Genomic DNA, 11239 nt, shown 5'->3' on the forward strand with positions numbered 1-11239 from the left:
TGATCTGCCATTTCAGATCCCCGATCCACAGGACAAGGTCTGCGATGGTCGCCGCGCGAGGGTTAAGTTCAAGGCCATAGAACTGGTGGGGATCGACGGTGAAGACCCCGTCCGCCTTCAACAGGACGCGGGAGGTACGGTCCTTAACTTCTTCGGGATACTCGGTGTAGCGGTTGGGCCTCCCCCCAAGGCTGGCGATGGTCTCCAAGACCTCGCCCTCCAGACGCTTCATCAATTCCAGTGAAACATAGAGGAAGTTACCAGTGCCGCACGCTGGATCAAGGACGCGCACGGAACAGAGTTGCCTGTGGAACGCCGTGGCGGCACGAAGCGCCTCGACCTTCTTGCCCTCTTCCAATAGGTCATTAATAAGGGCCGAAACCGCGTTCCAATCGGCACGCAGAGGTTCGATGATGGTGGGGATCACCAGTTGTTCGACATAATTGCGCGGGGTGAAATGTGCGCCAAGTTGCGACCGCTCGCGGCTGTCCAGCGCCTGTTCGACAAGGGTGCCGAAAATGGACGGTTCCACATCCTGCCAATCGCGCTTGGCAGCAATCCAGATCTCGTTGATATCGTCAGCATCTAAAGGTAGGGCCTTGGCATTCTTGAAGAGAGAACCGTTGAACCGCTTGATGGTGGCTCCAAGGCCCCGGTCATACCCGCCCCTGTCCATGCGGTCCCAAAGATCTTCGAGCGCTGGCACGAAGTCCTTGGGCCGCTTTACCATGTTGCCCAGAAGGTTCTTGAACGAGTCCTCGGGCAAGAGCCGAACATCCTCGGCGAACATGGTGAAGACGCAGCGCATCAAGAACTCGGCCACATCCTGCGGCTTATAGCGGCCCTCAAGACGGCGAGTGATCTTGGCCAACCGGTCTGCGATGTCGCGAGTCACCGCGGCCGACTTGCGAGTGGGGTCAAGGCTCTGGGGGTCGTTCCAGATGGCTCGCAGCCGCTCTTGGATGTGATGCTCCAAGAGGTCGTCCATAGTGAGCCGGTAGGACTGCCGGTCAGGGAAATGTGCGTAATTCTTCCCCTGCCCGGAGAAGTCGGCATAGACCTCCAACACATTCCCGATGTCGAGGACGAGGATAAACGGCGGATAGCCGTGATCTACAGGAAGGGCACGGGCGTAGTCCTCGGCCTGCTTCTTGGCAGCGATCATTACCTTGTCCCAAGTACGAGTGCCGCGCTTGGCTTGGCCCGTCTTGGTCTGGATCATGTCCTCAGGGAACAGGCCAGGCTGGTCAGCGGCGGCGGACTTGGCGCGCTTGGCCGACTGCTTGGCTTCAAGGATGAAATGCCCACGCTTGTAAAGGTCTATGCGCCCCGGCGACGTGCTACCGTCGGGGTGTTTGAACTCGATCCGGCGCTCATAAACATAGTCGTTCTGGTGGTTGTGTTCGACAGCAAGGTCAGGCTCGGGCAGCGACAGGAAGCGGCACAGCCGTTCGATGAACGGCTGGCAGTTGGCCATCTCTGCTCCACCACTGGCCTTGGCCTTTTCGATGAAGGCGCGGAAGTCACCCGAAGTAATCATTAGATACCTACCCTGCCTGGAATACCCCACCTTGGGTCAAAATAGACGATCGGAGATTTTCTCGCATAATGCATGGACTTGCGCGTGAAGCAACCACTGCGGGAGGCTTGGTGCTCCGCGACGTGGCAGAAAAGTACAAACGCACCAATTGCCTCCCTTCTGCAACACCCCCTTCAATCCTGCCCGCGTGAGACGCGAAACCAGTGCTCAGCATACTGCCGGCACAGCTCAGCCTCCACGCCGTCACCAGCGCATTCGGCATCGACGGCGCGGGCTAGCCACTGCGTCTCCTTTTGAAGCGTTGATCCGTTCACACGGGCCGGTGCTGGTCGAACTCCGGTCGAAGCGGCAGTGGCTGAACGGGGCTTACTAAAATTCGGTCGCACTGGTACGCGGGGCCTGGAGGGTGGCATTGGGCCTACCGATTTCCTTGGATAGAGTGAAAGGTCATTTAACCCGGCAGAGTCTACGCTTGGCATGGCCACGATGCGCGGAAATTTTCCGGCGCCGCAGTGGCTCCAACGTCTGCCGGCGTGCTGACTGACGATGACGGCGCAATTCAGGTGCTGCTGGGGTGCGGAACCAGAACCTCGGTCAGATCGATCCGGCCCTCGATATAGTCCGCGGCTGGTGACGGAAAGCCGGCTAATACCAGAGCCTCCACCTGTATGACCGGACACGGCCGGGCGATCACCGGCAAAGGCCACAGCATAGTCCCCTCCTCCCCTTCTGATGGGTGGAGTCAGAAGGGAGCGTGAGGAGAAATTTTCAAGAACAAATAGGCGTTGAAGAGCGGATATCCTATACCTTTGATTACTAATATGAACTGCTCATGACCCTGGTTCGACCGTCTGCATCCTACGTGATGTGACGGCGCAAATGGTCAAATGCCCGATTATGTGGGGGTGCATCTACAAAATGCCCATTTGCACTCTTGCGCAAAAGCTCATAATTTGCGGGAGCCGCGAAGCCGGCGTCCGTCTTCCTGGAAATCTGTATCCTCGACCGGGTAGCCGGCATCCCGGAGCGCCGACAGGATCAAGTACCGCTTTGTGACCTTCTGCCTTGCGGCGGCGACGGTCAGCGCTTCGAAAAGCGGGTCGGACACCTCGATCTTGATCGGCCGGCGAGTCCCGGCAGAGGCAGGAGCAGGGGAGGGCGGCGGCGTTGGTGTCAGCGAGGGAATGCCGCGCTGGGTCGCCGCTTCAGCGATCCGTTGCGCCAGCACGTCGTCATCGTCGTCGTCCAGAGGCAGGGGCATCTTCTTGCTCATGCTGCGCGCTCCACTTTGGCGCCGAGCAGCGCCAGCACTTCCTGACAGATGGACGAGACGTTGGCGGCGGCATTGCCATCCGGGTCGCTCAGCCTGGGCGGTGCGCCATTGAAGGTCATCTCCTTCAACGCCGTACGATCCATCAGGGGCGTTTGCAGGACAGGCACATCGGGAGCCTTGGTCGTGAGACGCTTGCGCGTCTCCTTGGCGGCCCGACTCTCGATCGTCACGGGCCAGCGAGACAGGAGGAAGCAGGCAGCAATGGTGCGGTCGGCAGCCTCAGCGGCTTGCTTTACGTTCTCAACGGTCTGCAAGGCGTCGTGAATGTCCATCTCTGAGGCCTGCACCGGAATGATGACCAGATCAGAGCGGGCGAGGCCGAGGAGGGTCAGCTTGCTCGACACACCAGGCAGATCGACGAGAACATAGTCCACCTCTGTCCTGGCTTGCTTGATGGTGGCGAGGATGTTCGCTTCGGTGACGCCGCCGGTCGCCGAGAAGGGCGAACCATTCAACCGCTTTCCCATTTTGGCACCGATGCGGCTGGCATGACCGTTCGGATCCGCGTCGAGCACGGACACACTGCTGCCGGACAGGGCGAGGTCGGATGCCAGCGAGAGCAGGGCTGAGGTCTTGCCCACTCCTCCCTTCACACTGGCCAGAGCGATGACTGGCATGATGCCCCCTATGAAGCCCCTATCATTCAACCAAAGCGCCCGCTATCGGTCAAGCGTCCAAGCGATTAAAAGACCAAGAGATCATTTGGCCGTTTACTCAAACGGGAAGTTTGGCAACTCTATGCGCTTCGCGGGTACAGCGTGAAGTGCGTCCAAATTCGCAACGTGTGAATCAGCATGGAGTTTCGACGCCGAGCAACACAGTAGCCTACCGAAAGTATGAGGTGCATTGGGGTCCTACCTGCGCGCTACTTCGCAGTCAAAAGGTCAATAGAGCAAAAGAGCATTTGCCCAGATGAGTGTTTCCACATGAGGGCATCGCGACATTTGTTCGGCTCGGCTTTGCGCGATCTGGGATGTGAAGCAGCACGCAGGTGGGACCCCAAGAGTTCTCATGCTCTCAGCAGGTTACTATGCCGATCGGCGTCGACCCCCCCTGCCGGTTTACATTCACCGGCATTTGAGGAGAGCGCGATGGTTGTTCGCCAAACAACGCCAAGATGAAACAGACGAAGAACACCAGCGCGGAACCTGCTGTCCGTTATCCCGTCCGGCATTCAAGATGTCCGAAAATCCATCGGAATTGGGCATTTCTGGACAGTTTTCGATCCAGCCGCCAAAGGTCGGTTTTCCGGACGGTCGCGGGGGAGTCCAGCAGACAAGCCGCTGTTCCGGTTCAGTTCACCCTTCCCGTTGTTTACCTAACACCTATCGCGCTCCCCTCCCCTACGCTCCGGCTTCCTCACCACCGGCGGGCGCGACGGCATCCCGCTCGACCTGCTGATGCAGTTCTCCGGCCACAAGAGCCACCGCATCGCCGCCCGCTACCTCCAGACCGGCGCCGTGCACCAGAACCCGGCCGCCGACCTGCTGTAGGTGAGAGGGAATGCGACGACGGTACGGCAGATGTCCAGAATTACCGTCAAGAAAAAGGCCGCACCAAAGCAGGTGCGGCCTTCAGATTTCGGTTCTGGGAGGATGAGAACCTGAAGTCACCATAGGGCTCTCCACGTTAAGGACCTGTGAACAGCGCCACAGATCTGTCCATCTACTCCCTTTTTGCAAAAAACACCCTGTATTCTATCAGAACAGCGGGAGTTGGATGCGCCCGCCATCGTCCGTGTGGGCTTTGGCGGCGCGCACGGCGGCGTCCTGAGCGCCGGTCATCGTCCGGGCACTTCCGGAGCGGACCTGCTCCCCAGCAACGGTGACGGTCCAGCTCCACAGATCCGGCCCGCGCCAGACCACTGCCAGATCGCACCCAGACATCCGGGTCACCGCATGCCGTGTCGCCCAGGTGATCCTGCTGTTCCACCGGCTCGACCGCCGGCATATGGGCGGCATCGTCAAGATCCAGCTCGGCCGCCTGACCAAGATGCTCGCCGACCGTGAGATCACGCTGACGGTGGACGAGGCAGCGACCGAATGGCTGGCCGAGGCCGGCTACGACCCGGTGTACGGTGCCCGTCCGCTGAAGCGGGTGATCCAGCGCGAGTTGCAGAACCCGCTGGCGACCCTGATCCTCGAAGGCCGCATCAAGGACGGCCAGACGGTGGCGGTCGGGGCCGAAGGCGGATCCCTGACCATCGACGGCCAACCGGTCGGCGGGCTGGTTCGCAAAGGGTGATGTCTCAGGGGCTGACATCTGTGTCTGCCGCATTGCACCGATGACCGCGTTGCGGGTTTGTCGGGTGGCTGAACTGTGCGTATGATCGGCGGAACTGTTTAACATATCGAACAGTTTCCGCCGATCCTTCGCGGACGGCGGGGCAACGCACCCGAACGCCCGAACAGGAAGTCCCCTTCCATGACCGCTCCCGTCAGCACCGCCGGCAATTCCGCGGCCAGCCGCGACAAGGCCTTCGTCCTCCATCCCTACACCAACCTGCACGCCCACGAGACGCAGGGGCCGATGATCATCGAGCGCGGCGAAGGCATCCGCGTCTTCGACGATGGCGGCAAGGATTACATCGAGGGCATGGCCAGCCTGTGGTGTGTCTCGCTCGGCTGGGGCGAGGAGCGTCTGGTCCAGGCGGCGACCAGGCAGATGCGGCAGCTGTCGACCTATCACATCTTCGGCCACAAGTCGCACGAGCCCGGCATCGATCTGGCGGAAAAGCTGATCGGGCTGGCGCCGGTGCCGATGTCCAAGGTCTTCTTCGCCAATTCGGGCTCGGAGGCCAACGACACCGCGATCAAGCTGATCTGGTACTACAACAACGCGCTTGGCCGGCCGGAGAAGAAGAAGATCCTGTCGCGCCAGCGTGCCTATCACGGCGTGACGGTGGCGACCGCCAGCCTGACCGGGCTGCCCAACAACCACCGCGACTTCGACCTGCCCATCGCCCGCATCCTGCATGGCGACTGCCCCCACCAGTACCGCAATGGGCTTGCGGGCGAGAGCGAGGAGGCCTTCGCCACCCGTCTGGCCCAACAGCTGGAGGCGTTGATCCTGGCCGAGGGGCCGGAGACCATCGCCGCCATGTTCGCCGAGCCGATCATGGGCGCCGGCGGCGTCGTGGTGCCGCCGGCGACCTATTTCGCCAAGATCCAGCCGGTGTTGAAGAAATACGACATCCTGCTGGTCGCCGACGAGGTGATCTGCGGCTTCGGCCGCACCGGCAATTTCTGGGGCAGCCAGACCATGGGCATGCAGCCGGACATCCTGACCTGCGCCAAGCAGCTGTCGTCCGGCTATCTGCCGATCTCCGCCGTCATGGTGACCGACGCGATCTATCGCGCCTGCGTCGAGGAGAGCCGGAAGATCGGCACCTTCGGCCATGGCTACACCTACTCCGCCCATCCGGTGGCGGCGGCGGTGGCGCTGGAAACGCTGAGCATCTACGAGGAGCGTGACATCGTCGGCCATGTCCGCTCGGTCGCCCCGGCCTTCCAGTCACGGCTGAAGGCGCTGGCGGAGCATCCGCTGGTCGGCGAGGCCCGCGGCATCGGCCTGATCGGCGCGCTGGAGCTGGTGGCGGACAAAGCGACCAAGCTCCCCTTCGACCCGCCCGGCCGCGCCGGCGCCCTGGTCAACGGTCTGGCCCAGGACAACGGCCTGATCGTCCGCGCCATGGGCGATTCCATCGCGCTGTGCCCGCCGCTGGTGATCTCCGAGGCGGAAATCCACGAGACCTTCGACCGGCTGACCAAGGCGCTCGACGCCGCGGTGCCGGTTCTGCGGGGGTAAGGATCGGCTGGGGGTGGGGCTTCCGTCCTATCCCCGCCGCAGATGCATCTTGCCCAGCCCGCCGAGCGCGTCGAACAGCTGGCGGAACTGGGTGAGGAACTGGTCCCAGGTCACCTTCGTGGTCGGCTCGATGGCGGCGTGCAGGGCGCCCAGGCTGGTCCTGCCGTCGACCCTGGACAGGATCGGGCCGGCCAGCCGCGGCAGGGGGAGCGCCACCACGCTTCCCATCAGATCGAATTCGAGGCTGCCGCCGGGGGGAACCGCCTTCGCCACGGCCGGGCCGTCGATGTCGCGCAGGACCGGAATCACGTCAGGGCCGTCCGGCAGGATGCGGGCAGCCTCCAGATCGGCCGGGCGCAGCAGATAGGCGATGTGCTTGGTGAAGGCGCCGGTGATGCGCTCGGTCCAGGCGGCGCGCTCCAGCATGCCGAGCCCCGCCAGCGGCTTCAGGACGCGGGCGTCCTTGATCCACAGCGACGGCTCGTAGCGCAGCGGGTCGATCAGCGTCGCGATGGCGAGGCCGGCGCTCTCCGCCAGCTCCGCCAGCTGCGGCACGCTGTAGGGGCGGTCGCAGCTGTGCAGCAGCAGGTCGTACAGGTTGGCGTCGGCCAGCCGGTGGTCGCTGATGTGCGGGTTGTTCAGCAGCCAGTTGGTCGGCGGCAGCGCCTGGATCAGCCGGCGGGCCAGCGCCACCTTCTCCGCCGGCTGTAGTCCCTCGGTCATGCCGCGCAGCGCCTCCTGCATCGGGTAGACGCCGGTGCGGCCGTAAGGAGCGTAGACCATGATGCCGATGCCGCCGCCGGGCGCCAGCGCGCCGGCCAGCGAGCGCAGGCCGGCCGCCGGGTCGTCCAGATGGTGCAGCACGCCGCAGCAGTCGATGTAGTCGAACGGCCCGGCTTCCGACACGAGCCCATCGAGTTCCAGCAGCGAGCCGCGGCGAAAGTCGATGTTGGTCAGGCCGCGCGCCTTGGCCCGCGCCTCGGCGACGGCGCGGCTGGCGTCGGACAGGTCGATGTAGGCGATGCGGCCGGGATTGCCGGCGTCGGCCATCTGCTGCGCCAGCATGATGGTGCCGTCCCCCGTGCCGCCGCCGGCCACCAGCACCCGCAACGGCTTGCTATGGTCGATCCGGCCGCCGAAGACATGCTGCGCCAACTCGTCCAGGTGGCTGGGCGAGCCGGTGATCAGGCGCTTGGTTTCTTCGGCCGGATTGCGCGCCGGATAGGGAAAGGCTTCGTACTGGGCGCGCAGGTCGTCGATGCTCATGGGAACCGCTCAACGGGGGAAATGGGCGCGGCGACCATAGCACCGCATTCGCACCCGCTGCACCCGTGGGATGCTGGCCCGTTCGCGCCTCAGCCCGGCCACCCCGCCGCCGGCCGTACCTCGCCCACCCGTGTGCCGGCGCGGTTCAGCATCGAGGCGGTCAGCAGTTGCGGCACGCGCGCCCATTGCGCCTCGGTCAGTGCCTGGGTCGAGCGGATCAAGGCGGCCAGCGCCACCTCGCGGGCACGGGCGGCGCCATCCTCGATCTTCAGCGCGATGCCGATGCCCTGCTCCGGGATCACGGCGCAGCCGACGCCCTCGGCTCCGCCCTTGACCAGCACGGCGCCACCGGCCGCCTCCATCAGTGCGGTGTCGAAGGTTCCGGTGCCGCCGATCAGGAAGGGGTGCTTGCCCCAGGCGGCGGCGATGCGGGTGACGGCCTCGGCCCGCGCGTCGGGCAGGTCGACCGGGTCGGCGATGCGTGCCATGGCATAGGCGATGGCGCCCAGCGGGATGCCGATGGTGGGGATGGAGCAGCCGTCCACGCCCCAGGGCGCGCCGAACAGATCCTGGCCGGTCATCTGTTCCATCACGCCGAGGATGCGCTGCTGCACCGGGTGTTCGTAGCGGACATAACCCTTCAACCGTTCGCCCTTGTGCCTGGCGGTGGTCAGGAAGCCGCTGTGCTTGCCGGAGCAGTTGTTGTGGAAGGCGGTCGGCGCCTCGCCGCGGCGGACCAGATCCTCGGCGGTGGCGGGATCGTAGGGGATCTGCGCGCCGCATTCGTAATCGTCGAGCGTCAGCCCGACCCGCCCGGCCCAGGACCGTACCAGTTCGGTGTGGCGCGCCTCGCCATTGTGGGAGGAGCAGGCGAGCGCCAGCTCCTCGTCCCCCAGCCCGAAGGCGTCGAGCGCGCCGCTTTCCACCAGCGGGATCGCCTGCAGCGACTTGATGGCGGAGCGCGGGTAGACCGGCGCGTCGATGTCGCCCCAGCGCGCCAGCACATGGCCGCCGGCATCGACGATGCAGGCGCGGGCGCGGTGGACCGACTCCACCAGGCTGCCGCGCGTCACCTCGACGGTGATCGGGCTTTCCGCCGGGCCGGACAGGTCGGCGCGGCCTTGCGCGCTTTCGCCATGATGGTGGCCGTGATGGTGGGAATGGCCGTGGTGGTGATCCCCGCCGCAGCAGGAGGAATGGTCGTGAGTGTGGTTCGGGCTCATGCCGGCAAGCTTGCCTCGGGCGGGCGGCGGCGGCAAGCTCCCGCCCGGTCATCTCCCTTCTTCGATGTACGGGTTCGTCATGCGTGGTTATTTCGGGATCGGGGTGGAGCGGATCAGCAAGCCGGGCAATGTCGGCAACCTGATGCGCACCGCCCATGCCTTCGGCGCCTCCTTCTTCTTCGCCATCGATCCGGAACCGGATTTGCGCGAGACGAAGCTGGTCGATACCTCGGGCGCCACGCTGCACCTGCCGCTTTACATCCATGAGCGGGTCGCCGACTTCACCCTCCCGAAAGATTGCATGCTGGTCGGGGTGGAGCTGACCGACGACGCGGTGGAGTTGCCCAGCTTCCGCCACCCGTCGCGCGCCGCCTATGTGCTGGGGCCGGAGCGCGACAGCCTGTCGCCCGCCCTGCTGGCGCGCTGTGACCATGTCGTGAAGATCCCGATGTCCTTCTGCATCAATGTCGGCGTCGCCGGGGCGCTGGTGATGTATGACCGCATGATCTCGCTCGGCCGCTTCGCCGAGCGTCCGGTCCGCCCCGGCGGCCCGCTGGAGCCGCCGGCCCTGCACAAGCATGGCAAGCAGATCATGCGCAAGGAGGACCGCCGTCGCCGCATCCGGGGAGAACAGAAACCGGTCCCCGACGACAGCGACGAGTAAGGAGGACTCAGAGCGGCAGCGGATCGTCCCCGGCGACGGCGCAGATCCGCTGGACCACCGCGGGCTTGGGCACGGAGATCTCCCCCTGTTCGAAGGCCACGACCTGAAGCGTGCCGCGCACCGCCTCCAGCAGCTCGCCCCGGCGCAGCAGGAAGTCGGGGGAGGAGGGGCGGCCGAACCGGGCGTTGCCGTCGGCGAAGGTCTCGTAGATCAGCACGCCGCCCGGCTCCAGCGCCGCCAGGATGGCGGGGAAAAGCGGGCGGTGCAGGTAGTTGGTGACGACGATCCCGGCAAAGCGGCCGTCAACCGGCAGGGATTCGGGCGAGAACCCCGAGTCGCCGCTTTCCAGATCGGCCTGAACGAGGGTGATGTCCGCGCCACCGTCCAGGTCGGCGACTCCGCCGAGGTCGCAGTCCAGCCCCACCACCGGATGGCCGCGCCGTTGGAACAGCCGCAGATGCCTCCCGCCACCACAGGCGAGGTCGAGCACCCGCCCGCCCGCGCGCACCAGCGGAGCGAATCGCTCGACCCAGGAGGAAGGGGGCGACAGGGGATGCGGTGTCGGCATGGCGGAATTTTCCTTATCAAAACGTCTCTTCGATGGCGGCGGGAACGATATCACAGGAGGTACGGGCGTATGGTCCGTGCGGCGTTTGACGGCGCGGCCCGGCCGTGCTGAATTAGGGGAAATCCCGAGTCGCGCCGCAACCCGGTCCGGTGCGACTCGGCCTGTCCGTCCTGCTGCGGGTTAGTTTGGGGCTTGTGGGGATATGATCCTCTTCGCATTGAGATGCTCGGCCGACCACCAGTTCGAGGCGTGGTTTCGCAACGGTGCCGCCTATGACGAACAGGCAGCGGCGCACCAGATCGCCTGCCCGATCTGTGGCGACACCGTCGTCGGCAAGGCGCCGATGGCCCCACGCATCGCCAAGGGCGTCGCCAAGGCCGCCGACCGCGCCCGCGAACAGGCCGAAGCCGTTGCGGCGAACGCCCCTCCGGCCGCTGCTCCCGGTGCCGTGCCTGCCGCCCTTCCGGTGCCGGTCCCCGCCCCCGTACCGCTGCCGACGGCCGCCGACATGGTGGCGGCCCTGCCGCCCAGCCTGAACGACGCCCAGCGCGAGGCGGTGGCGGAGGTGATGCGCCAATTGACCGAGGTGCGGCGCAGCGTCGAGAAGAACTGCGACTATGTCGGCGACAATTTCGCCGAGGAGGCGCGGCGCATCCATTACGGCGAGACCGATCCGCGCGGCATCTATGGCGAGGCCTCGGACGAGGAAGTCGCCGAACTGCACGAGGAGGGTGTGACATTTCACCGCATCCCCTGGATTCCCCGCACCGACTCCTGACGGGCGGATCGATGCGACGGGACGATGCCATCAAGCGGCCCCGTCACGATCCCAACGAAA

Annotated in this window: 11 protein-coding genes and 1 pseudogene; 4 read left to right on the forward strand and 8 right to left on the reverse strand. The window is 64.9% G+C overall.

Annotation, left to right across the window (positions count from 1 at the left end; all coding sequences use genetic code 11):
* The 5 genes from I71_RS05840 to I71_RS05855 all read right to left on the reverse strand — a co-directional run.
* Window positions 1-1540: type IIL restriction-modification enzyme MmeI (locus I71_RS05840; protein ID WP_042692183.1), on the reverse strand; the 1540-nt coding region annotated here is incomplete at its 3' end.
* Between the two features lie 173 nt (window positions 1541-1713).
* On the reverse strand, window positions 1714-2019 hold the full coding sequence (locus I71_RS37145; protein WP_307188967.1) for a DUF4167 domain-containing protein: 306 nt from the start codon (window positions 2017-2019) through the stop codon (window positions 1714-1716).
* Window positions 2020-2486: 467 nt separating this feature from the next.
* Window positions 2487-2813 carry a hypothetical protein gene (locus I71_RS05845; RefSeq protein WP_042692186.1) on the reverse strand — a complete coding sequence of 109 codons (327 nt, stop codon included), beginning with the start codon at window positions 2811-2813 and terminating at the stop codon, window positions 2487-2489.
* Window positions 2810-3490 (reverse strand): ParA family protein, encoded by a 681-nt coding sequence (locus I71_RS05850; RefSeq protein WP_148294160.1) that lies wholly within the window; start codon window positions 3488-3490, stop codon window positions 2810-2812. The genes I71_RS05845 and I71_RS05850 overlap by 4 nt, the downstream gene beginning before the upstream one ends.
* A 1083-nt stretch (window positions 3491-4573) precedes the next feature.
* On the reverse strand, window positions 4574-4759 hold the full coding sequence (locus I71_RS05855; protein ID WP_042692192.1) for a hypothetical protein: 186 nt from the start codon (window positions 4757-4759) through the stop codon (window positions 4574-4576).
* Between the two features lie 31 nt (window positions 4760-4790).
* Between I71_RS05855 and I71_RS05860 the strand changes: the two are divergent.
* Both I71_RS05860 and I71_RS05865 read left to right on the forward strand, forming a co-directional pair.
* Window positions 4791-5117: pseudogene (locus I71_RS05860) on the forward strand (ATP-dependent chaperone ClpB); the annotation flags it as partial.
* A gap of 180 nt (window positions 5118-5297) precedes the next feature.
* The gene (locus I71_RS05865) at window positions 5298-6680 is read left to right on the forward strand and encodes an aspartate aminotransferase family protein (protein ID WP_042692198.1); all 1383 of its coding nucleotides are present in this window, start codon (window positions 5298-5300) and stop codon (window positions 6678-6680) included.
* 27 nt (window positions 6681-6707) lie between these two features.
* Here I71_RS05865 and I71_RS05870 read toward each other — a convergent pair whose 3' ends face one another.
* Window positions 6708-7946 (reverse strand): bifunctional 2-polyprenyl-6-hydroxyphenol methylase/3-demethylubiquinol 3-O-methyltransferase UbiG, encoded by a 1239-nt coding sequence (locus I71_RS05870; protein ID WP_042692200.1) that lies wholly within the window; start codon window positions 7944-7946, stop codon window positions 6708-6710.
* 89 nt (window positions 7947-8035) lie between these two features.
* Window positions 8036-9169 carry an asparaginase gene (locus I71_RS05875; protein WP_049975951.1) on the reverse strand — a complete coding sequence of 378 codons (1134 nt, stop codon included), beginning with the start codon at window positions 9167-9169 and terminating at the stop codon, window positions 8036-8038.
* A 79-nt stretch (window positions 9170-9248) separates the two neighbouring features.
* Here I71_RS05875 and I71_RS05880 point away from each other — a divergent pair, with 79 nt between their 5' ends.
* Complete coding sequence (locus I71_RS05880; protein ID WP_042692210.1) at window positions 9249-9833, forward strand: RNA methyltransferase; 585 nt, start codon at window positions 9249-9251, stop codon at window positions 9831-9833.
* A gap of 7 nt (window positions 9834-9840) precedes the next feature.
* Here I71_RS05880 and I71_RS05885 read toward each other — a convergent pair whose 3' ends face one another.
* On the reverse strand, window positions 9841-10401 hold the full coding sequence (locus tag I71_RS05885) for a bifunctional 2-polyprenyl-6-hydroxyphenol methylase/3-demethylubiquinol 3-O-methyltransferase UbiG (protein ID WP_042692203.1): 561 nt from the start codon (window positions 10399-10401) through the stop codon (window positions 9841-9843).
* A 202-nt stretch (window positions 10402-10603) separates the two neighbouring features.
* Between I71_RS05885 and I71_RS05890 the strand changes: the two genes are divergently transcribed.
* Window positions 10604-11179 (forward strand): DUF1178 family protein, encoded by a 576-nt coding sequence (locus I71_RS05890; protein ID WP_042692205.1) that lies wholly within the window; start codon window positions 10604-10606, stop codon window positions 11177-11179.
* Window positions 11180-11239: the final 60 nt, after the last annotated feature.

The organism is Azospirillum sp. B506 (assembly GCF_000333595.1).
Classification (GTDB): Bacteria; Pseudomonadota; Alphaproteobacteria; order Azospirillales; family Azospirillaceae; genus Azospirillum.

Excerpts from the sequence above, each read along its gene's own strand:
- I71_RS37145 (WP_307188967.1), bottom strand. The coding sequence starts at position 2,019 with ATGCCAAGCGTAGACTCTGCCGGGTTAAATGACCTTTCACTCTATCCA.
- I71_RS05845 (WP_042692186.1), bottom strand. The coding sequence starts at position 2,813 with ATGAGCAAGAAGATGCCCCTGCCTCTGGACGACGACGATGACGACGTG.
- I71_RS05850 (WP_148294160.1), bottom strand. The coding sequence starts at position 3,490 with ATGCCAGTCATCGCTCTGGCCAGTGTGAAGGGAGGAGTGGGCAAGACC.
- I71_RS05855 (WP_042692192.1), bottom strand. The coding sequence starts at position 4,759 with ATGTCTGGGTGCGATCTGGCAGTGGTCTGGCGCGGGCCGGATCTGTGG.
- I71_RS05865 (WP_042692198.1), top strand. The coding sequence starts at position 5,298 with ATGACCGCTCCCGTCAGCACCGCCGGCAATTCCGCGGCCAGCCGCGAC.
- I71_RS05870 (WP_042692200.1), bottom strand. The coding sequence starts at position 7,946 with ATGAGCATCGACGACCTGCGCGCCCAGTACGAAGCCTTTCCCTATCCG.
- I71_RS05875 (WP_049975951.1), bottom strand. The coding sequence starts at position 9,169 with ATGAGCCCGAACCACACTCACGACCATTCCTCCTGCTGCGGCGGGGAT.
- I71_RS05880 (WP_042692210.1), top strand. The coding sequence starts at position 9,249 with ATGCGTGGTTATTTCGGGATCGGGGTGGAGCGGATCAGCAAGCCGGGC.
- I71_RS05885 (WP_042692203.1), bottom strand. The coding sequence starts at position 10,401 with ATGCCGACACCGCATCCCCTGTCGCCCCCTTCCTCCTGGGTCGAGCGA.
- I71_RS05890 (WP_042692205.1), top strand. The coding sequence starts at position 10,604 with ATGATCCTCTTCGCATTGAGATGCTCGGCCGACCACCAGTTCGAGGCG.